The following is a 20,280-nucleotide window of genomic DNA, read 5'->3' as shown; positions in this document are numbered from 1 at the left end:
GTGGCGAACCTGGAGGCGATCGACGGCACGGCGCTAGACTGCACCTCGATGTTCTACTGGCTGATGAAATACGTCGTGATCGGCCCCGTGGTCAAGGCCGTATTCCGTCCCTGGATCGTGGGGCGGAAGAACGTGCCCGCGACGGGGGCCGCGATCCTCGCCAGCAACCATCTGTCCTTCGCCGACTCGATCTTCCTGCCCCTCATGATCGACCGGCCGATGTCGTTCCTTGCGAAGAGCGACTACTTCACCGGTCGGGGTCTGAAGGGCTGGTCGACCCGCTTCTTCATGAAGGCGACGGGCCAGCTCCCCATCGACCGCTCCGGTGGCAAGGCCTCCGAGGCCTCGCTCAACACCGGACTGCAGGTGCTCGGCGGCGGCGACCTCCTCGGCATCTACCCTGAGGGCACACGCAGCCCCGACGGCAAGCTCTACCGAGGCCGCACCGGCATCGCGCGCATGGCGCTCGAGGCCAAGGTCCCCGTCATCCCGGTCATCATGGTGGACACCGACACGGCCATGCCCATCGGACGCCGAATTCCGCGTGTCATGCGGGTGGGGATCGTCATCGGCGAGCCCCTCGACTTCTCCCGCTACGCGGGCATGGAGAACGACCGCTACATCCTGCGGTCCGTCACCGACGAGATCATGGTGGCGCTCCAGCGCCTCGGCCAGCAGGAGTACGAGGACGTCTACGCGTCGACCGTCAAAGACCGCCTTCCGGCCCGCGTCACATAGCACCCGCGGCGCATCTGGGAGGTACCTGGTCCCACTAGGCTTGACGCATGCTCCCGCACCACATCGAAGCCCTTGATGCCTGGCGCTCGCTCCCCATCAAGCAGCAGCCGCAGTGGCCTGACGCCGACCGCGTCGCCGACGTCTCCCGACAGATCTCGAGCCTCCCGCCGCTGGTCTTCGCCGGCGAGGTCGACAACCTTCGCGACCGTCTCGCCCGGGCAGCCTCGGGCCAGGCCTTCCTCCTGCAGGGCGGGGACTGCGCCGAGACCTTCGCCGGCGCGACCGCCGAGCAGATCCGCAACCGCATCAAGACGGTGCTGCAGATGGCCGTCGTGCTCACGTATGGCGCGTCCATGCCGGTCGTCAAGATGGGGCGCATGGCCGGCCAGTTCGCCAAGCCGCGCTCCAGCGACACCGAGACGCGCGGCGAGGTCACCCTCCCCGCGTACCGCGGCGACATCGTCAACGGCTACGACTTCACCGAGGGCTCGCGTCAGGCCGACCCCGGCCGTCTCCTGCAGGGGTACCACACTGCCGCATCGACGCTGAACCTCATCCGGGCGTTCACGCAGGGTGGTTTCGCCGACCTCCGCGAGGTGCACTCCTGGAACAAGGGCTTCGCGCAGAACCCGGCGAACCAGCGGTACGAGCGCATGGCTGCCGAGATCGATCGCGCGATCAAGTTCATGGAGGCCGCCGGCGCGGACTTCGACGAACTCAAGCGCGTCGAGTTCTTCACCGGTCACGAGGGTCTGCTCATGGACTACGAGCGCCCGATGACGCGCATCGACTCGCGCACGGACACCCCGTACAACACCTCGGCCCACTTCCTGTGGATCGGGGAGCGGACGCGTGAGCTCGACGGCGCGCACGTCGACTACTTCTCCAAGATCCGCAACCCGATCGGCGTGAAGCTCGGCCCCACCACGACGCCGGAGACCGCGCTCGCGCTGATCGACAAGCTGGACCCGGAGCGCGAACCCGGGCGCCTGACCTTCATCACGCGCATGGGGGCCGGCCGCATCCGCGATGCACTGCCGCCGCTGCTGGAGGCGGTCCGGGAGTCGGGGGCGCAGCCGCTGTGGGTCACCGACCCCATGCACGGCAACGGCATCACCACCCCGACCGGCTACAAGACGCGCCGTTTCGACGACGTGGTCGATGAGGTCCGCGGGTTCTTCGAGGCGCATCGCGCGGTGGGCACGTTCCCCGGCGGCATCCACGTCGAGCTCACCGGAGATGACGTCACCGAGTGCCTCGGTGGGTCGGAGCAGATCGACGAGGCGGCCCTCGCGACGCGGTATGAGAGCCTGTGCGACCCGCGCCTGAACCACATGCAGTCCCTGGAGCTGGCGTTCCTCGTGGCCGAGGAGCTCGAGAAGCGCTGATCCGCGGGGAGGAAGCACGAAGGGGCCGGAACGTCGTTCCGGCCCCTTCGTCGTGTCGGCGTCAGCCGGCAAAGCTCATGGTGAGCGTGATGCTCGTGCCCTTCCGCTGCGGTTCGGACGGGCTGTACGACTCCACGCGCGTGTTCTCGTTCGCGAGGAGATCCCACACGGAATCCGGCAGCCCGGTGCTGCTCGTGTAGCTCCAGGTGAAGCCGGCGTCGGAGAGGGCTTTGGTCGCCTCGTCCCTGGTCATGCCGGAGACGTCCGGCACGTCGAAGAGCGGCGGCCCCTGGGAGATGATGAGCTGGATCGTCTCGCCGGGGCGCCACGACCCTTCCTCGGCGCGGTCGGCGTAGCCGATGACGCGGTCCTTGCCGATGGAGTCGCTGGGCCGGTAGATGCTCTCCTCGGCGACCTTGAGGCCCTTGCCGGTGAGGGCCTCCGTGGCCTGCTTCACGGTCATGTCCGTCACGTCGGGAACGGGTCCGCGCGATACCTGCATCGTCGCGGTGTCCCGCTCGTGGACGGTGCACCCCTCTTCGCAGCCGAAGGCGTCTCCACCGTCGCGCGGCGTGATGCGGACGTTGATGACCGACCCTGCCGCGGTGTCGGTGAAGTACTCCTCGTCCTCCGTGATCTCCAGGTTGGCCGCCTGCAGCGCCGCGCGGACGTCATCCGACGGCTGCCCGGCCACCGCCGCGAGATCATGGGAGGCGGGGCCCGCGGAGACCACGACGGCGACGGCGGTGCCCTTGTCGACTCTGGTGCCCTTCCCCGGGTCGGTCTCGATGACCACGCCCTTCTCGACGTCGACTGAGAACTCGTCCCGCTGGGTGGGTTCGAAGCCGGCCTCGGTGAGGTCGGCGGCGGCCTCGGCATACGTCTGGCCCGCTACGTCGGGGATGGCGATGAGCGACCCCGGCCCGGAGCCGAACCACCAGCCCACGCCGCCCGCGAGGACGGCGAGCAGGAGGACGAGGGAGAGGAGGAAGGCGCCACGGGCGCGACGCTTGGATGCCCGCCGCCGGAGGATCGTCGCGTTGTCGACGGCGGGGGAGGCGGCGGTCGCCGGCTCCGGGAGCACCATCGTGCCGGGCATCACCTTGGTCAGGTCGCCGGAATCCGCCTGGTCGCGGGCGGATCCGGTCGTTCGGCTCACGGCCGGGGTGATCCCGATCTCGCGCTCGATCTCACGCAGGCGCTCGAGCATCTGTTGGGCATCGTCCGGGCGTTCGTCCGGGGACTTCTCGGTCGCCCAGAGCACCAGCTCGTCGAGCTGCTCCGGCACGGCGGGGTTGCGCACGCTGGGGCGGGGTACAGACTCGGTCGCGTGCTGGAACGCGATCTGCATGGGCTGCTCGCCCTTGTAGGGCTGCTCTCCGACGAGCATCTCGTAGAGCATGATGCCCAGCGCGTAGATGTCGCTCCGGGCGTCGGCCGTGCCGCGGGTCACGAGCTCCGGAGCGAGGTAGGCGATCGTCCCGAGCAACTGTTGCCCGGTCGCGGTGTTCGCCGTCGTGGCCCTGGCGAGTCCGAAGTCACCGATCTTGATACGACCGTCCTCGGCCAGCAGCACGTTCTCCGGCTTCACGTCGCGGTGGACGATCCCCGCACGGTGTGCCGCGGAGAGTCCGGCGAGCACGGCGTCCATGATGGTGATCGTCTGGGCGACGGTGAGGCGCTTCTGCTCACGGAGGAGTTCGCGCAGGGTGATGCCGGGAAGGTACTCCATCACGAGGTAGGCGAGTTCGCCGTCCTGGCCCTGGTCGAACACGTTGACGACGTGCGGGTCGGCCAGACGAGCGGCGGCGCGAGCCTCCTGGATGAACCGGCTCTGGAACGCGGAGTCATCGCTGAGGTGCGCGTGCATCACCTTCAGGGCGATGCGACGCTCGAGGCGGAGGTCGGTGGCGACGTAGACGGTGGCCATGCCGCCCCGGGCGATCCGCGCGCGTACGCGATACCGACCGTCGACAAGCCGCCCGATGAGGGGGTCGGCCTGCTGATTGGTCGTCACGACAGAATTCTAGGGACGATTGGCTGAAAGCCTCGGGAACGCCTCACCCCTCGTCCCCGGTTTTCCGGAGGAGTCACCCGTGCTGGGCGAGCCACGCGTACGCCTGCGCCTCCCACTGCCCGTAGCGATCCGGGTAGGCGGAGATCTGCACGGCCTGCGCCGCGTCGGTGAAGGACAGTGCCTCCCAGCCCGGGATGTCGAGCAGTCCGCGAGTGACATGGCCGTTGGGGTCGCCGGCGCCGCCGTAGAAGACGCGCGTGCTGCGCTCGGCGTCCATGATCTGCGCGGGGGTTCCCCATCCGGTGCTCGGTCGCTGTTGGAACAAACCGAGCGAGTCGCGATCGCCCCAGTCCAGGTTCCGAAGCCCCGACTCCACCATGCCCGTCGCGAGTGCCGTGGCGATCGCGCGATCGGAGGCGCCGAGCTCCCTGCCCACGCGGATGATGAGCGCCGCGTTGGCCGCCTGCTCCGCCGTGAGGCTAGCGGTCCGCTGCCCAGCCGGGGCGGCCGCGGGCTTCGGAGCGGGAGGGCTCTGCACCCGGAGGCGCTGCCCCGGGTAGATGATCGAGGACGGACCGAGACCGTTCCAGGCGAAGAGCGACTGCGTCGACGTGCCGTACCGCTGGGCGATGGAGAACAGGGTCTCACCCGCGGACACGGTGTGGGTGGCGCCGGCGGCGGGCGCGGGGGTCACGGGCGCGACGGCAGGCGCAGGGGCGGCGGGAGCCGTCGTGGCTGTGCCGGAGACGACGAGCTTCTGCCCCGGATAGATGATGGCGGCGCCGGACAGCCGGTTGGCGGCGAGGATCGAGCTCACCGACGTGCCGTACTTCTCCGCGATGGCGAAGACGGTGTCCCCGGCGGCGACGACATGGGTCTTGGCGGCCGTCGGTGTCGGTGCCGCCTCCACGACCGGAGCCTGAGCCGGTGCGCGCAGGGCGAGGGTCTGCCCCGGGTAGATCACGGAGCGCCAGGAGAGCCCGTTCCAGCTCAGCACGTCGGCGGTGCGGAGCCCGAAGCGACCGGCGATCCCCGCGACGGTGTCTCCCGGCTGGACGACGTGCGTCGCCGGGACGGCCCGCGTCGGGAGCACGCGCGTCGGTGCTGTGTGGTGGCGTTCATGCGCCGCGACCGCTGGGGCGGGCGAGGCGGCGGCGGGTGTCGCCGTCAGAGTGGCGGCGAGAGCGCCGGCCACGGCTGTCTGGAAGATCACGTCGGGCCCCCTTTTCGAGCACTTCACGCTGACACGGATGTATAGAGATGTCAACCAAAGTGACGCGTGTGAATGGTGTGACACGCGGGCTGAACATGCGGCGGTCGGTCTGAGGTGAGATAGTGGCAACGTGTCTGAGAACGTCGCTGCAACCCCTGACGCCGCCTCCCTCGAATGGCTGACGATGCCTGACCTCGTCGACGTGCTCGGCGAGCCCCTCGGGCGCGTACGCCGCCTGATCGACGAGCACTACCTCGTCGGCTCACGGCGCAGTGGCGTGTTCGCGGTGCCGTCGGTGTTCATCGTGGACGGTCAGCCCCTGAGCTCGTTGCGCGGAACGATCATCGTCTTGCAGGACGCCGGCTTCTCCGATGACGAGCTGATCGACTGGCTGCTCGCCGAGGATGAGACGCTCGGCCGTTCCCCGATCGCGTCCCTGCTGGCAGGGCACAAGAGCGAGGTCCGGCGGCTCGCACGCACGCTCGCCTGAGCGCTTCGTTCAGGACGAGCGCACGGTCGCAGCTCTGCCCAGATCGCGGAGCTCGCCGACGGCCGCATCCTCGAGTCGCGCACCGGAGAGCGCGCGGTCGGCCTCCTTGGCGTACTCGGCGATCATCGTCTCGACGCGTTCGAGCGCGCCGGTCGCGGCGATCGTCTCCTGAAGGAAGGAGACCTGAGAGGCCGTCAGTCCCGGATCCCCGAGCATCCCGTCGAGCACTCGCCGCGCGGGGGCATCCAAGCGCTCCCTCGTGAAGGCGATGAGGACGGTCCGCTTGCCTTCGCGCAGATCGTCGCCTGCCGGCTTGCCGGTCACGGCGGCGTCCCCGAAGACCCCGAGGACGTCGTCCCGCAACTGGAACGCGAGCCCGAGCGGGTGCCCGAAGCGGCGCAACGCCGCCGTCTGCTCGGCATCGGCTCCGGCCAGGACGGCGCCGAGGACGAGCGGCTGCTCGATGCTGTACCGCGCCGATTTGAGCGAGGCCACGCGGAGGGCGCGCTCGGCGTGCTCGCTGTCGTCGCTCACGCTCCAAGCCGATTCCTCGGTGATGTCGAGGAATTGTCCCGTGGTGACGTCGCGCCGCATCCGGGCGTACTCGGCGCGCACCGTGCGGGCCTCGACATGCCCATCGAGCGCGGACTCCAGGAGGTCGTCGCTCCACGCCACGAGGAGGTCCCCGAGCAGGACCGACCCCGCGCGTCCGAAGGCCTCGGCATCGCCCCACCAGCCGGCGGAGCGGTGTGCCGCTTCCAGCGCCCGGTGCGCGGCGGGACGGCCCCGGCGGGTGTCGGAGTTGTCGATCAGATCGTCATGGACGAGCGCGGCCGACTGGAAGATCTCCAGCGCGGCACAGACGTCCCACACCGCCTGGTCCTCGACGGCCTGGCGGTCGCGGAACCGGGCGACGGCGCGCCAGCCGGCATGGCAGAACCGGGCGCGCAGCCTCTTGCCTCCGGTGAGAGTGTCCGCTGCCGCGTCGAGGAAAGCGGCGGCGTCATCGCCGTATCCCGCGGCTTCCGTTCGCAGGCGGGCGAGGAACAGGTCCAATCGCGCGGCCACGGCGTCGGGGACGGAGGGGGAGAGGGGCGGCACGACTCCCAGCATACGTAAAGGATGAGGGGGCCGAACTGCTAGCCGCGGACGCCGCTCGCGCGTAGACTGGAGGGCACCATACCCGAGGGGGACGAGATGCCACTCTCCGAACAGGAGCAACGTCTGCTCGACGAGATGGAACGCCATCTCCTGCACAATGACGCCGACGTCGTGAGCGCGCCGTCGGGTGATCGCACGCTCAGCTATCGCAACCTGGTGTACGGCGCCCTGCTCCTGCTCGCAGGTGTCGGCGGTCTCGTGGTCGGCGTGATCCTCGGAGACGGATGGGGAATCGTCGTGGGCGTCGTCGGATTCGCGGCCATGCTCGGTGGCGTGATGCTGGCGGTCACTCCCGTGCGCCGCACCGGTGCGACCGAATCCCGGACGCGCACGACCCCGAAGCGGCAGGACTCCTCGTCCTTCATGGACCGGATGAATGACCGCTGGGATCGTCGCCACGACGGTAGCTGACTCTCCCTTCTCCTCCACTTCGAAGCCCGGATGCTGAGCATCCGGGCTTTTTCGTGCCTGCGCGGAAGCGTGCCGCCCCTCGGCCCTCCACTGACCCTCCACCGCACTCCACCGCGGAAACTCAAGGAACCCCGGCGGTCGAAAGCGTCGACCGGATGCCGGAGCGGGGATTTGTCATAGGAATGTGGAGGAAAGTGGAGTAAAGTGGGGCGCACCTCGAGTTGGCCGGACGGAGAGGGGGTGATGGCCGATGCTGCTGGGCACGCACTCACCGAAGCTGGACGACAAGGGAAGGGTCATCCTTCCCGCGAAGTTCCGCGAGGACCTGGGGGGCGGCATCGTCGTCACCCGCGGACAGGAGCGCTGCCTCTACGTCTTCAGCACGGCCGAGTTCGAGGCGATGCACGAGCGGATCCGTCAGGCTCCGCTCGCCAACAAGCAGGCGCGTGACTTCATGCGCATGTTCCTCTCCGGTGCCAGTGCGGAGATGCCCGACAGTCAGAACCGCATCACCATCCCCGCCCACCTGCGTCAGTACGCGGGTCTTCAGAAGGAGCTCATCGTGACCGGAGTCGGCGCCCATGCCGAGATCTGGGATGCGGAGAGTTGGAACGCTTACCTCGCCGCCGGCGAGGAGTCCTACGCCGAGCTGGAGCAGGAGGTGATTCCCGGACTGTTCTGACCACGGCTGTGATGCCCCGCCGCTCCCGCCCCGACACACTTCCCCGGTGCCGGGTCGAGAAGCGGAGGGGGATCAGAGCCGAAGGTCGGACCCGAGAGAGACCATGAACCTCCGCGACATCCACACCCCCGTCCTGCTCGACCGCTGCGTCGAGCTGCTCGCTCCCGCCCTCCAGGAGGACGGTGCCGTGCTCGTCGATGCCACCCTCGGCATGGGCGGGCACTCGGAAGCACTCCTCGAGCGGTTCCCCGGCATCCGCCTGATCGGTCTCGACCGCGACACCGATGCTCTGAAGATCGCGGGGGAGCGGCTCGCCCGCTTCCGTGACCGCGTCACGCTGGTGCACACGGTCTACGACGAGATCGGCCTCCATGCCCAGGGCGCCGCCGGCATCCTGTTCGACCTGGGGGTGTCGTCCCTGCAGCTCGACGAGGCCGAGCGCGGTTTCGCGTACTCCAAGGACGCTCCGCTCGACATGCGGATGGACCAGACGAAGGGCATCACGGCCGCCGACGTCATCGCGACGTACAGCGAGGGCAATCTCCGGCGCATCTTCGAGCGATACGGGGAGGAGAAGCTCGCGGCCCGGTACGCGCGCTTCATCGTCGACGCTCGCCAGAAGCGGCCCGTCACCCGGTCCGGTGAGCTCGTCGACATCCTCGTCGCCGCCACCCCCGCCGCGGCGCAGCGGGCCGGGCACCCGGCGAAGCGGGTGTTCCAAGCGTTGCGCATCGAGGTCAACGCCGAGCTGAACGTCCTCGCCGACGCGATCCCTTCGGCGATGGACGCCCTCGCGGTGGGAGGACGCATCGTCGTGATGTCGTATCAGTCCCTCGAGGACCGACTGGTCAAGCAGGCCTTCGCCGCCGCGTCCTCGTCGACGGCGCCCGCCGGCCTCCCGGTCGAGCTCCCGGAACACGCCCCCCGGTTCCGCATCCTCACCAAGGGAGCGGAACTCGCGGACGACGAAGAGCGTGCACGCAACCCGCGTGCGATCCCGGTGCGCCTGCGCGCCGCTGAGAAGGTGCGGGAGAGCGCATGAGCATGAACGCAGTACGTAAGCCGACCCTGCCGCTGCAGCCGGTCTCGCCGGAGCGGGCCCCGGAACGGCGACTCCAGCCGGTGACGGCGCCGGCGCGGCGACGCAAGCCCAAGCTCGCCTACGCCCTCGTCGCCCTCGGCGGGGCGATGGCCATCGGCGCGGCACAGGTCGGGCTCTCGCTCGCGATCACGCAGGACTCGTTCACTCTCGCCGGGCTCACCGCCCAGCAGCGCGAGCTCGACCTCCGGACGGATGCACTGCAGGAGGAGCTCACCGGCTTGAGCTCGCCGCAGGTCCTCGCGAGCAGCGCGGCCGACCTCGGCATGGTCGTGGCGGGAGCACCCTCCTATCTGAGGCTCAGCGATGGCGCCGTGTTCGGCACGGGCGCGGGTGCGGAGGGCGTCTCGACGGTCGACCCCAACGGCAAGGCGGCCGTGGGCAACGTCCTCGTCACCGAGGAGAAGCCGCCGGCGGAGCAGAAGGCGGACGACGCCGCCGGGGGCACCCCGCCCGCGCAGGACCTTCCACCGGCCATCACCGACGGCCTCCCGAGCCCCACCACCCACTGACCACCCCGATCGACGGAGAGATCCCATGACGACACGAGCCACGCGCGGACCGCGGCGACGCACCGTCGTCGCACTGGCGGTGATCCTTTCCGTTCTGGTGGCCTTCGTCGTCCGCCTCATCGACATCCAGGTCGTGAACGCCGACGAGCACGTGAGCCAGTCCCTCGAGCACATCGGGGACGGCTCCAGGATCCCCGGACAGCGCGGCTCCATCGTCGACGCCGAGGGCACGGTCCTCGCGTCGAGCGTCATGGTCTACGACGCACAGCTCAGCCCGCAGGTCATCAGGCTCACGGAGGAGAAGGACCCGGCACTGCCGTGGGCCGAGGCCTCCGAGAAGATCGCCGCGATCACCGGGGTGCCGGGCGAGGAGATCCGCAAGCGCGTCTCCGATGCCCTCGCCGAGAACCCGAACAGCCAGTACGCGCCGTTGAAGACGGGACTGGACACGGAGCAGTTCCTCGCGCTCCGTGACCTCGGGCTCGGCTCCTATCTGGCGCTGACGCCCCGGGAGACGCGCGTGTACCCCAACGGTGCCGTCGCCGGCAACGTCCTCGGCTTCCTGGACAACACCGGGGAGGCCAAGGCGGGCGTCGAGCAGCTGGAGCAGTCGTGCCTGGCGCCCGTGGACGGTGAGAAGACGTACCGCAAGGGCAAGGACGGGGTCGTGATCCCCGGGAGTGAATCCGTCACGGACGCTGTGAACGGTGGCACCGTGCAGCTCACGATCAACAGCGATCTGCAGTGGTACCTCCAGCAGATGATCGGCGAGGAGGCGCAGAAGCAGGGCGCCAAGGGAGGCACCGTCACGGTCGTCGAGGTGGGCACCGGCAAGATCCGTGCAGCAGCCGAGTGGCCGGCGATGGACCCCAACGACCTGGACTCCTCGACGCCGGAGACCCGCTACAGCCAGATCTTCCACCGCGACTTCGAGCCCGGCTCGACCTTCAAGGCCATCACCGCCGCCGCAGCGATGGAGGGGGCCGGCCTCACGCCGCTGAGCACCGTCACCGCGTCTTCGCGGGAGACCTTCCCGAACGGCGCCGTCGTGAACGACGCCTTCAGCCACCCTGCGTACAACTACACGCTGGCGGGCGGACTGATCGATTCGTCCAACACGGCTCTGTCGAAGTTCGGCACCATGGTCGCCCCCGAGGTCCGCTACGACTACTTGCAGCGTTTCGGCGTCGGCGAGAAGACCCTGGACTTCCCGTCCGAGGTGGCCGGGATCCTGCACCCCGTCAGCGATTGGGACAGCCAGTCGCTCTACACGACGACGTTCGGGCAGTACTTCACGGTGACGGCGCCGCAGCTCGCCGGCGCGTATCAGGCCATCGCGAACGGGGGCGAGAAGATCGACCTGTCGCTGGTGGAGTCCTGCACCGGTCCCGACGGAACCGTCACGGAGACCCCTGAGCCGAAGCACGAGCGGGTCGTGAAGGAGCAGACCGCGGCCGACCTGACCCGCATGCTGGAGAACGTCGCCGTGCAGGGCGGCAACGCCGATCGCATCCAGGTCCCCGGCTACCGCGTGACCAGCAAGACAGGTACCGCGCAGGTCTCGGACGGCAACGGCGGCTACAAGGCCGGCGTGTACTACACGAGCATGGTGGGCTTCGCTCCGGTCGACGACCCGCAGTACGTCGTCGTGGTCACCCTCGACGAGCCGACTAAGGTTGTATCGTCCGCGGCCACCGCTTCCGCCTTCCAGAAGGCGATGACGCAGGTGATGAAGACCTATCGCGTGATGCCGTCCTCTGTCCCGATGGACGCGCTCCTCCCCAAGTTCGGATAGCCGGCGAGAGCCGCGCATGGAGATGACATGATCGCCCTGACGCTCGCTGAGATCGCTGCCGCCATCGGTGGTGATCTGCGTGTGGCCGGAGAGCACACACCGGAGACGGTGGTCGACGGCATCGTCGACACCGACTCCCGCACGATGGAACCCGGGTCGATCTTCGTCGCCAAACCGGGCGCGGAGACCGACGGGCACCGCTTCGTCGGCGCCGCCGTCGAGGCCGGCGCCGTCCTCGCCATCGTCGAGCACCCGGTGGAGGTCCCGGTCTCGCAGATCGTGGTGCCGGACGCCGTCGTCGCGCTCGGCGAACTCGCCCGCGAGGTGGTGGCCCGCGTCCGCGCCGGCGGCGACCTGCGGATCGTCGGCATCACCGGCTCGAACGGCAAGACGACGACCAAGAACTTCCTGGCCCGCATCCTCGCCGACGAAGGCGAGACGGTCGCGCCGGTGAAGTCCTACAACAACGAGGTCGGGGCGCCCGTGACGATGCTCCGCGTCACCCACGACACCCGTTTCCTCGTGAGCGAGTTCGGCGCCGCCGCCCCCGGCAGCATCGCGCGGCTCGCCGGTCTCGTCGAACCGGACCTCGTCGTGGTGCTCATGGTCGGCATGGCGCACGCGGGCGGCTTCGGCGGCATCGAGGCGACCGCGAAGGCCAAGTCCGAGCTCGTCGCGGCGGCTCGGGTGCCCGGCACGGCCGTGCTCAACGCCGACGACGCCCGCGTGTGGGCGATGCGAGAGCTCGCCGAGAGCCGTGGCCTCCGGGTCGTCGGTTTCGGTCAGTCCGCCGCCGCCGCCGTGCATGCCAGGGAGATCGAGGTCTCGGCCTCCGGCACGGAGTGCGTGGTCGAGGTCGCCGGAGAGGAGCTCCCGCTGCGCCTCCGCGTCCTCGGAGCCCACCATGTGACGAACGCCCTCGCCGCCATCACCGCCGCCGTCGAGCTCGGCGTGGCACCGGCCGATGCCGTCTCGCGACTCGAGACGGTCGAGATCGCCGAGCGCTGGCGGATGCAGCCCCTGGGCAACGACCGGGTCCGCATCATCAACGACGCCTACAACGCCAGCCCGGACTCGATGGCGGCGGCGCTGCGGACGCTCGCCCAGATCACGGGCCCCGATGAGCGCACCGTCGCCGTGCTCGGCGCGATGAGCGAGCTCGGCGAGAGCGCGGGGGAGGAGCACGACCGCATCGGTCTGCTCGCCGTACGCCTCAACATCCGGCGCATCGTCGTCGTCGGCCCGGAGGCCCGGCGGCTCTATCTCGCCGCGGTCGGCGAAGGTTCCTGGGACAGCGAAGCCGTGCACCTCCCGGACCAGGACGCCGCGTTCGAGTACCTCCGGACCGAGCTGCGCGACGGAGACCGGGTCCTGGTGAAGTCGTCCAACTCCGTGGGCCTCCGGCATCTCGGCGATCGTCTGGGAGAATTGTTCTCGTGAGGTCCCTCATCATGGCGGCGGCCATCTCGCTCGCCTTCACTCTCTTCCTGACTCCCGTCTTCCTCCGTCTCTTCCGGAAGTGGGGATGGGGTCAGGTCATCCGCACCCCCGAGGCCGCGGGAAACCCGAGCCACGAGGCGAAGCGGGGAACGCCGACGATGGGCGGCGTCATCTTCATCGTCGGCTCGATCGTCGGCTACTTCACCGGCGTGCTCGTCAGCGGGGAGACCCCGGCGCTCTCCGCGATCCTCGTGATCTGGCTCATGGTCGGTTTCGGCGTGGTCGGGTTCATCGACGACTACATGAAGGTGCGCAGTCAGCGCAGCCTCGGCCTGTCCGGGTGGCGCAAGGTGATCGGACAGCTCCTCGTCATGATCCCGTTCGGCATCGTGGCGCTGAACTTCCCGAACAAGTGGGGGCAGATGCCGGCCAGCGCGTCCATCTCCCTGTTCCGAGACATCACCTGGCTGGACCTCTTCGCTTTCGGCATCATCCTGGGCTGGATCCTCTACCTCGCGTGGATCTCGATCATCGGCGTCGCCACCTCCAACAGCGTGAACCTGACGGACGGATTGGACGGTCTCGCCGCGGGCGCCGGCGTCATCGTCGTCGGCGCGTACAGCCTCATCGCCTTCTGGCAGTTCAAGCAGCCCTGCATCGGCGGTGATCCCGGGTCCCTCGGCGGCTGTTACGAGGTGCGGGATCCGTTCAACCTCGCCATCATCTCGGCGTCGTTCGCCGCCAGCCTCATCGGCTTCCTGTGGTGGAACGCCCCGAAGGCGAAGGTCTTCATGGGGGACGTCGGGTCGATGGCCATCGGCGGCGTCATCACCGCCATGGCGATCATGACCAGGACCGAACTGCTGCTCCTCGTCATCGCCGGCGTCTTCGTCCTCGCGTCCGGGTCCGTGATCCTGCAGCGCGCGTACTTCAAGATCACCCGCGGAAAGAGGCTCTTCCTCATGAGCCCGTTCCACCACCACCTCGAGATGCGGGGGTGGTCGGAGGTGACCATCGTCGTACGGATGTGGATCATCGCCGGGCTCCTCGCGGTGTCGGCGGTCGGGCTGTTCTACGTGGAGTGGCTGACCCGTGTCGGCTGAGCGCCTGGCCGAACTGACGAGCTGGAACGCCGACTGGCGGGGGCTGCGCGTCGCCGTCCTCGGCCTCTCCATGACCGGCTTCTCGGTGGCCGACACCCTGGCCGAGCTCGGCGCCGACGTGCTCGTGCTCAGTGAGTCGGCCGAGGAGGAGTACGCCCGGCTGCTTCCGGTCATCGGCGCCCGTCTGGAGCTCGGCCCGCTGGATGAGGTGCCCGACGCGCTGACGGCGTTCGCCCCGGAGGTCGTCATCGCGTCCCCGGGCTTCGCGCCACGACACCCGGTCATCCGCTGGGTGCAGGAGGCGGGCATCGCTCTCTGGGGTGACGTCGAGCTCGCCTGGCGGGTGCGCGACAAGGTGCTCCGTGCGGACGGGACCCCGGCCGACTGGGTGCTCATCACTGGAACGAACGGGAAGACGACGACGACCCAGCTCACGGCCACCCTGCTCGTGGCCGGAGGCCTCCGTGCCGCGCCGTGCGGCAACATCGGCGTGCCCGTGCTCGACGCGGTCCGCGACCCCGCGGGTTTCGATGTCCTCGTCGTCGAGCTGTCCAGCCACCAGCTCTGGTACCTCGGCCTGTCGCGGCCGGAGGGCGAGCTGTTCCCGTACTCGTCCGTGTGCCTCAACCTCGCTGACGACCACCTCGTGTGGCACGGCAGCGCCGAGGCGTATCGTGACGCGAAGGCCCTCGTGTACCGCAACACGCGCGTCGCGTGCGTCTACAACAAGGCCGACGAGGCCACGCGCCGGATGGTCGAGGAGGCCGACGTCGTCGAGGGCGCCCGCGCCATCGGTTTCGATCTCGGCATCCCGGGGCCGAGCGATCTCGGGGTCGTGGAGGGCTTGCTGGTCGACCGCGCGTTCCTCGACGACCGGGCTCGGAGTGCCCTGGAGCTGACGACGGTCGCCGATCTCGAGACCGCGGGCCTGTCGGCTCCCCACATCGTCCAGAACATCCTCGCCGCCAGCGCTCTCGCTCGCTCGCTCGGCGTCGAGCCCGAGGCGATCCATGCGGCGCTGCAGTCCTTCCGGCTGGACGCGCACCGCATCCAGGTGATCGCCCGGCACGCCGGTATCACCTGGATCGACGACTCCAAGGCCACCAACCCGCACGCCGCCGCGTCGTCGCTGCGCGCGTACCCCGGAGCGGTGTGGATCGTCGGGGGCGATCTCAAGGGCGTCGACATCACCGATCTCGTCGCGGACGCGGGCGCCACCGCCCGTGCCGCCGTCGTCATCGGCGTGGATCGAACGGCCGTCGTGACGGCATTCGAGCGACACGCGCCCACGGTGCCGGTCTTCGAGGTCGAAGCTGGCGACACTGGACAGGTCATGACCCGCGTCGTGGAGATCGCGGCGGGGATCGCCGACGGGGAGGGCACCGTTCTTCTCGCTCCCGCCGCGGCATCCTTCGACCAGTTCTCCAGCTACGCGGATCGGGGCCGCCGCTTCGCCGAAGCGGTGCGGGACTGGATCGAGCGGGGGAGCGCCGATGACGCAGGTGGCTCGCCCTCCGCGCTCTGAGTCGGGTGGTCTCGCGGCGCGGGTGTCGCTCGGCCGCCGGTTCACCCCGGTGTCGACCGAGTTCCTGCTGATCGCCTCGACCGCTCTGCTCCTCACGATCTTCGGTCTCGTCATGGTCCTGTCGGCGACGAGTGCCACCGCGGTGGCGAAGGCGCAGAACCCGTTGGACGGTGTGTTGCGTCAGGGCGTCTTCGCGCTGCTCGGTGTTCCGCTGATGTTCCTCATCAGCCGTTTCCCAATCGCCTTCCTCAAGCGCATGGCATGGCCGGCGCTGTTCGGCGCCGTGGCCCTCCAGCTCCTCGTGTTCACCCCGCTCGGCGTCGCCGACGGCGGAAACCGGAACTGGATCCAGGTGGCGGGTTTCCAGATGCAGCCGTCGGAGTTCCTCAAGCTCGCCCTCGCCCTGTGGATCGCCGCAGTCCTGCTGCGCAAACAGACCATGCTCGGCACCTGGCATCACGTCTTCATCCCTGTGGTCCCCGTCGGAGCCTTGGCGATCGGGACGGTGCTTGCGGGGAAGGACCTCGGCACCGCCATGGTCATGGTCCTCATCCTCCTCGGCTGCCTCTTCTTCTCCGGCGTCAAGCTGCGGTTGTTCATCATCCCGATGATCCTCGGGGTGATCGCGGTGCTCGCGTACGCGCTCTCCAGCGAGGACCGCATGCGCCGGATCACGGCGACCTGCGATGACATGGCGCTGTACTACACGGACTGCTACCAGTCGATCCACGGCATCTGGGGCATGGCCTCCGGCGGGATCTTCGGACTCGGTCTCGGTAACTCGCAGGAGAAGTACGGCTGGCTCCCCGCGGCGGGCAACGACTTCATCTTCGCCATCGTCGGCGAGGAGCTGGGCCTGATCGGCTGCATCGTGGTGCTCGCTCTGTTCACGTTCTTCACGGTCGGCGCGTTCCACGTGATCCGCAAGACGCCGGACCCGTTCATCCGCGTCGCGGCCGGCGGGATCACGGTGTGGATCGTGGGACAGGCCGTGCTGAACATCGGCGTCGTGATCGGCGTCTTCCCCGTCATGGGCGTCCCGCTGCCGTTCATGTCCCAGGGTGGCACGGCGCTGTTCGCGGTCCTTGTGGCATGCGGCGTGCTGCTGGCCTTCGCACGGACGATCCCCGTCGTGGAGAAGCAGTCAGTCGAGCGGGGTAGGGTCACCAGGTGACCTCGTACCTCCTCGCCGGCGGTGGCACCGCCGGCCATGTCAATCCGCTGCTCGCCGTCGCCGACGCGCTCCGTGACCGTGATCCGTCCGCGACGATCCTCGTGCTCGGCACGGCGGAAGGCCTCGAGTCGCGGCTCGTCCCCGAGCGTGGCTACGAGCTGCTCATCGTCGACAAAGTGCCGTTCCCGCGGCGGCCGAACCCCCAGGCCGCCGCGTTCCCCGGCCGGTTCCGCCGGGCGATCGCGCAGGTGCGCGCACACATCAGGCAGCACGGCATCGATGTCGTCGTGGGTTTCGGCGGCTATGCCTCCGCCCCCGCCTACGTCGCCGCGCGCCGAGAGCACATCCCTTTCGTCGTGCACGAGGCCAACGCGAAGCCGGGCCTGGCCAACGTCCTGGGCGCCCGCGCGGCGGCGGGGGTCGGCGTCGCGTTCGCCGGGACACCGCTGCGCAGGAGCGAGGTGGTGGGCATGCCGCTGCGCCGGGAGGTCATCACCCTCGACCGGGGGGCGCGGCGTGCGGAGGCGGCGGAGTATTTCGGGCTCGATGCCGATCGGCCCGTGCTCCTCGTCTTCGGCGGCTCGCTCGGCGCCCAGCGGCTCAACGACGCCCTCGCCGACTCCTGGTCGGACATCCTCGCCGCGGGCTGGCAGCTGCTGCATGTGACGGGGGAGCGCAGTGAGCTGCCGGATCCCGGAGTGCCCGGTTACGTCCTCCGTCGCTACGTCGACCGCATGGATCTCGCGTTCGCCCTGGCCGACCTGATCGTGTCGCGCTCGGGGTCGGCGACCGTCAGTGAGATCAGCGCCCTCGGGATCCCCGCGCTGTACGTGCCGTACTCGGTGGGCAACGGGGAGCAGCGCTTGAACGCGGGTTCCGCCGTGGCTGCGGGGGCTGCGCAACTCCTCGACGACGCGACCTTCGACGGCGACGCGGTGCGCCGGATCGTCGTGCCGCTGCTCGGCGACCACGAACGCCTCCAGCGGATGGCGGAGGCCGCGGAGACGACGGGCACCCGCACCGGCACCGAGAACGTCGTGGCCATGATCGACCGGGCGCTCGGTGCGGCGTGACGCCGCCGTCCGGGCCGGAACGAAAAGTAGACTGAAGCGGACATGATCAGACCCGACCTCTCCCTCCCCATCCCCGAGACGATCACCTCCGCGCACTTCATCGGCATCGGTGGGTCCGGGATGAGCGGCCTCGCGAAGATGTTCCTCGACGCGGGCATCCGCGTCTCCGGCAGTGACCGCGCCGACAGCGACAACCTGCGCGCGCTGGCCGCTGCAGGGGCGACCGTGCACGTCGGCCACGACGCGGCCCACCTCGGCGACGCCGACACCGTCGTGCACACGGGCGCCATCTGGCCGGAGAACCCCGAGTTCGTCACGGCCAAGGAGCGCGGACTGCACGTCATCCATCGCTCCCAGGCTCTGCACTGGCTGATCGGCAGCCGACGCCTCGTCTCGGTGGCCGGAGCGCACGGGAAGACGACCTCCACAGGGATGATCGTCACGGCGCTCCGCGCGCTCGGTGCGGACCCGCATTTCGTCAACGGCGGTGTCATCGAGCAGCTCGGCACCTCCAGTGCGACGGGGAGCGGCGACCTCTTCGTGATCGAGGCGGACGAGTCCGACGGCACCTTCCTCCTCTACGACACGGCCGTGGCGCTCATCACGAACGTCGATCCCGACCACCTCGACCACTACGGTTCCGACGAGGCCTTCCACGATGCGTTCGTGCGGTTCGCGGATGCGGCGACCGAAGCGGTCGTCATCTCCAGTGACGATCCCGGGGCGCTGCGAGTGCTGGCCGGACTGTCCCACCCGCGTGTCCTCACGTTCGGACAGGCCGAGGGCGCCGACGTCCGCGTCAGCGAGATCATCACGTCGGGTCCCGTCACCGCCGTCGTCTCGCACGACGGCCAGGCGGAGCGCATGCAGCTCGCCGTCCCCGGTGTGCACAATGCGATCAACGCGACGGGCGCCGTCGCCGTGCTTCTGGCCCTTGGGCACCCGCTCCGCGAGGCCGTCCGCGCCGTGGAGGGCTTCGCGGGGACCGTCCGTCGCCTCGAGCGACACGGCGAGGAGCGCGGGGTCACCGTCTACGACGATTACTCCCACCACCCGACCGAGGTGCGTGCCGCGCTGGAGGCCATGCGCAGCCTCGCCGGCTCCGGGCGTCTGATCGCCATCCAGCAGCCGCATACGTACTCGCGGACGCAGCACATGTACCAGGAGTTCGCCGACGTCCTGGAGGAGCTCGCCGACCACACGGTGATGCTCGACGTCTACGGTGCCAGGGAGGATCCCGTGCCCGGGGTCACCGGCGAACTGGTGAGCGGCGCGTTCGCCGACCCGTCCCGCGTGCACTTCGTCGCGGACTGGCAGGAGGCCGCCGACTACACCGCTTCCGTCGCGCGCGACGGGGACTTCGTCGTGACCCTCGGCTGCGGCAACGTCTACCAGATCATCCCGCAGGTGCTGGAGTCACTGCGCCGGACCGACGAGGCGTAGCCCATGCGCCGGCCGCCTCCGCTCCCGAGCGCCCCGGACACCCCGGAGCACACGGATGCGTCCCCCGAGGGGATCTCCCGTCGGCGCGGCTCGTCGCTGACACCGACCGTGGACGACTCTCCGGCGTCGGCCGTCGAGCCGGCGGCCGCAGGCGAGGAGGAGCGCGTCGGACCGAGTTCCTCGATGGACGTCTGGCGTGCGGCCCGCGCCCGCCGCAAGGCCCTCCGCGCGGAGATCCGCCGGTTCACCCAGCGGTCTCGGCGACGCCGGATCGTGTGGCTCAGTGTTCTCGGGGTCGTGGTGCTGTTGATCGGTGGGAGCGTGGCCGCGGCCTACAGTCCGCTGTTCGCGGTGCAGCGCATCACCGTCACCGGGGCGACGACGATCGATCCCGCGGTGATCGAGGGCGCACTGGACGATCAGCTCGGCACTCCGCTCGCGCTGGTCGACACGAGCGAGGTCAAGGCAGCCCTGCTGGCATTCCCCCTGATCGAGACATACGCACTGGAGGCGCGGCCGCCCCACGACCTCACCGTGCGGATCGTGGAGCGCACGCCGATCGGGGTCATCGAGTCAGGCGCCGGGTTCACGCTCGTGGATGCCGCCGGGGTCGCCCTGTCGACCACGGCGGACCGGCCCGACGGGCAGCCGTTGGTGGAGGTCGAGGGCGGTGTGGACTCCCGGGCGTTCCGGAGCGCCGGGCTCGTCGTTCGCGCGCTTCCTGCCGACATCCGTAGCGCGCTCACCGGTGTCCGCGCCTCGACGGCAGACGACGTCACCCTCACGCTGGACTCCGGGCTCACCGTGGTCTGGGGGAGCCAGGAGGACTCGGGCCTGAAGGCGCTCGCACTCTCGGCGGCGCTCGTGAAGAACCCCGACGCCGCCTCGATCGACGTCACGTCCCCGGACGTCGCGGTCGTCGGCTGAGGGTTTCCGCGGGAATGGCGCGACACGCCCGTGTCGCTGCGCGTGCGCGGCCGAGCGGCGCTTACCTTCGATCTGAGAGAACGCAATAC

The 20,280-nt window shown here is 69.5% G+C and carries 18 protein-coding genes; 15 read left to right on the top strand and 3 right to left on the bottom strand.

Translation table 11 applies throughout. The features are described from left to right. Window positions 1–48 precede the first annotated feature (48 nt). Together FY549_RS14675 and FY549_RS14670 are read left to right on the top strand one after the other, a co-directional pair. Window positions 49–738 (top strand): lysophospholipid acyltransferase family protein, encoded by a 690-nt coding sequence (locus tag FY549_RS14675; RefSeq protein ID WP_149086134.1) that lies wholly within the window; start codon window positions 49–51, stop codon window positions 736–738. 47 nt (window positions 739–785) lie between these two features. Then, entirely contained in the window at window positions 786–2,126 is a 1,341-nt protein-coding gene (locus tag FY549_RS14670) for a class II 3-deoxy-7-phosphoheptulonate synthase (protein WP_029989865.1), read from the top strand. Window positions 2,127–2,187: 61 nt separating this feature from the next. Here the strand turns inward: FY549_RS14670 and pknB are convergent, their stop codons facing one another. Both pknB and FY549_RS14660 read right to left on the bottom strand, forming a co-directional pair. Continuing rightward, window positions 2,188–4,143, bottom strand: coding sequence for a Stk1 family PASTA domain-containing Ser/Thr kinase (pknB, locus tag FY549_RS14665; protein WP_149085670.1), 1,956 nt, complete (start codon window positions 4,141–4,143; stop codon window positions 2,188–2,190). A gap of 73 nt (window positions 4,144–4,216) precedes the next feature. After that, complete coding sequence (locus FY549_RS14660; protein ID WP_200838776.1) at window positions 4,217–5,356, bottom strand: LysM peptidoglycan-binding domain-containing protein; 1,140 nt, start codon at window positions 5,354–5,356, stop codon at window positions 4,217–4,219. A 130-nt stretch (window positions 5,357–5,486) separates the two neighbouring features. Between FY549_RS14660 and FY549_RS14655 the strand changes: the two genes are divergently transcribed. Next, entirely contained in the window at window positions 5,487–5,846 is a 360-nt protein-coding gene (locus tag FY549_RS14655) for an Rv2175c family DNA-binding protein (RefSeq protein ID WP_200838777.1), read from the top strand. Window positions 5,847–5,855: 9 nt separating this feature from the next. Here FY549_RS14655 and FY549_RS14650 read toward each other — a convergent pair whose 3' ends face one another. Next, window positions 5,856–6,947, bottom strand: coding sequence for a polyprenyl synthetase family protein (locus FY549_RS14650; protein WP_200838778.1), 1,092 nt, complete (start codon window positions 6,945–6,947; stop codon window positions 5,856–5,858). 96 nt (window positions 6,948–7,043) lie between these two features. Here FY549_RS14650 and FY549_RS14645 point away from each other — a divergent pair, with 96 nt between their 5' ends. The 12 genes from FY549_RS14645 to FY549_RS14590 all read left to right on the top strand — a co-directional run bounded on the left by FY549_RS14645 (window position 7,044) and on the right by FY549_RS14590 (window position 20,191). Next, window positions 7,044–7,418 carry a DUF3040 domain-containing protein gene (locus FY549_RS14645; protein ID WP_149085667.1) on the top strand — a complete coding sequence of 125 codons (375 nt, stop codon included), beginning with the start codon at window positions 7,044–7,046 and terminating at the stop codon, window positions 7,416–7,418. Between the two features lie 250 nt (window positions 7,419–7,668). Further along, window positions 7,669–8,100: a division/cell wall cluster transcriptional repressor MraZ gene (gene mraZ, locus FY549_RS14640; RefSeq protein ID WP_025105095.1), complete on the top strand. Its 432-nt coding sequence runs from the start codon at window positions 7,669–7,671 to the stop codon at window positions 8,098–8,100. Window positions 8,101–8,203: 103 nt separating this feature from the next. Continuing rightward, the gene (gene rsmH, locus FY549_RS14635) at window positions 8,204–9,142 is read left to right on the top strand and encodes a 16S rRNA (cytosine(1402)-N(4))-methyltransferase RsmH (RefSeq protein ID WP_149085666.1); all 939 of its coding nucleotides are present in this window, start codon (window positions 8,204–8,206) and stop codon (window positions 9,140–9,142) included. Next, window positions 9,139–9,711 (top strand): hypothetical protein, encoded by a 573-nt coding sequence (locus FY549_RS14630; protein WP_149085665.1) that lies wholly within the window; start codon window positions 9,139–9,141, stop codon window positions 9,709–9,711. Before rsmH ends, FY549_RS14630 begins: the two co-directional genes overlap by 4 nt. A 25-nt stretch (window positions 9,712–9,736) precedes the next feature. Further along, window positions 9,737–11,506 carry a peptidoglycan D,D-transpeptidase FtsI family protein gene (locus FY549_RS14625; protein WP_149085664.1) on the top strand — a complete coding sequence of 590 codons (1,770 nt, stop codon included), beginning with the start codon at window positions 9,737–9,739 and terminating at the stop codon, window positions 11,504–11,506. A gap of 27 nt (window positions 11,507–11,533) precedes the next feature. Next, on the top strand, window positions 11,534–12,946 hold the full coding sequence (murF, locus tag FY549_RS14620; RefSeq protein WP_149085663.1) for a UDP-N-acetylmuramoyl-tripeptide--D-alanyl-D-alanine ligase: 1,413 nt from the start codon (window positions 11,534–11,536) through the stop codon (window positions 12,944–12,946). Further along, on the top strand, window positions 12,943–14,049 hold the full coding sequence (gene mraY, locus FY549_RS14615) for a phospho-N-acetylmuramoyl-pentapeptide-transferase (protein ID WP_149085662.1): 1,107 nt from the start codon (window positions 12,943–12,945) through the stop codon (window positions 14,047–14,049). The genes murF and mraY overlap by 4 nt, the downstream gene beginning before the upstream one ends. Continuing rightward, window positions 14,039–15,574: a UDP-N-acetylmuramoyl-L-alanine--D-glutamate ligase gene (murD, locus tag FY549_RS14610; RefSeq protein ID WP_149085661.1), complete on the top strand. Its 1,536-nt coding sequence runs from the start codon at window positions 14,039–14,041 to the stop codon at window positions 15,572–15,574. The genes mraY and murD overlap by 11 nt, the downstream gene beginning before the upstream one ends. After that, window positions 15,543–16,748: a putative lipid II flippase FtsW gene (ftsW, locus tag FY549_RS14605; RefSeq protein WP_149085660.1), complete on the top strand. Its 1,206-nt coding sequence runs from the start codon at window positions 15,543–15,545 to the stop codon at window positions 16,746–16,748. Before murD ends, ftsW begins: the two co-directional genes overlap by 32 nt. Next, window positions 16,745–17,821 (top strand): UDP-N-acetylglucosamine--N-acetylmuramyl-(pentapeptide) pyrophosphoryl-undecaprenol N-acetylglucosamine transferase, encoded by a 1,077-nt coding sequence (locus FY549_RS14600; protein WP_149085659.1) that lies wholly within the window; start codon window positions 16,745–16,747, stop codon window positions 17,819–17,821. Before ftsW ends, FY549_RS14600 begins: the two co-directional genes overlap by 4 nt. A gap of 42 nt (window positions 17,822–17,863) precedes the next feature. Beyond that, complete coding sequence (murC, locus tag FY549_RS14595; protein ID WP_149085658.1) at window positions 17,864–19,264, top strand: UDP-N-acetylmuramate--L-alanine ligase; 1,401 nt, start codon at window positions 17,864–17,866, stop codon at window positions 19,262–19,264. 3 nt (window positions 19,265–19,267) lie between these two features. Continuing rightward, the gene (locus FY549_RS14590) at window positions 19,268–20,191 is read left to right on the top strand and encodes an FtsQ-type POTRA domain-containing protein (protein ID WP_149085657.1); all 924 of its coding nucleotides are present in this window, start codon (window positions 19,268–19,270) and stop codon (window positions 20,189–20,191) included. Window positions 20,192–20,280: the final 89 nt, after the last annotated feature.

It is taken from the genome of Microbacterium sp. 1S1 (assembly GCF_008271365.1).
Classification (GTDB): domain Bacteria; phylum Actinomycetota; class Actinomycetes; order Actinomycetales; family Microbacteriaceae; genus Microbacterium.
Note: the sequence above shows the minus strand (reverse complement) of the source record. Positions and strands in the feature narration are given on the sequence as shown.

Excerpts from the sequence above, each read along its gene's own strand:
- FY549_RS14675 (WP_149086134.1), top strand. The coding sequence starts at position 49 with ATGTTCTACTGGCTGATGAAATACGTCGTGATCGGCCCCGTGGTCAAG.
- FY549_RS14670 (WP_029989865.1), top strand. The coding sequence starts at position 786 with ATGCTCCCGCACCACATCGAAGCCCTTGATGCCTGGCGCTCGCTCCCC.
- FY549_RS14645 (WP_149085667.1), top strand. The coding sequence starts at position 7,044 with ATGCCACTCTCCGAACAGGAGCAACGTCTGCTCGACGAGATGGAACGC.
- mraZ (WP_025105095.1), top strand. The coding sequence starts at position 7,669 with ATGCTGCTGGGCACGCACTCACCGAAGCTGGACGACAAGGGAAGGGTC.
- rsmH (WP_149085666.1), top strand. The coding sequence starts at position 8,204 with ATGAACCTCCGCGACATCCACACCCCCGTCCTGCTCGACCGCTGCGTC.
- FY549_RS14630 (WP_149085665.1), top strand. The coding sequence starts at position 9,139 with ATGAGCATGAACGCAGTACGTAAGCCGACCCTGCCGCTGCAGCCGGTC.
- FY549_RS14625 (WP_149085664.1), top strand. The coding sequence starts at position 9,737 with ATGACGACACGAGCCACGCGCGGACCGCGGCGACGCACCGTCGTCGCA.
- murF (WP_149085663.1), top strand. The coding sequence starts at position 11,534 with ATGATCGCCCTGACGCTCGCTGAGATCGCTGCCGCCATCGGTGGTGAT.
- ftsW (WP_149085660.1), top strand. The coding sequence starts at position 15,543 with ATGACGCAGGTGGCTCGCCCTCCGCGCTCTGAGTCGGGTGGTCTCGCG.
- murC (WP_149085658.1), top strand. The coding sequence starts at position 17,864 with ATGATCAGACCCGACCTCTCCCTCCCCATCCCCGAGACGATCACCTCC.
- FY549_RS14590 (WP_149085657.1), top strand. The coding sequence starts at position 19,268 with ATGCGCCGGCCGCCTCCGCTCCCGAGCGCCCCGGACACCCCGGAGCAC.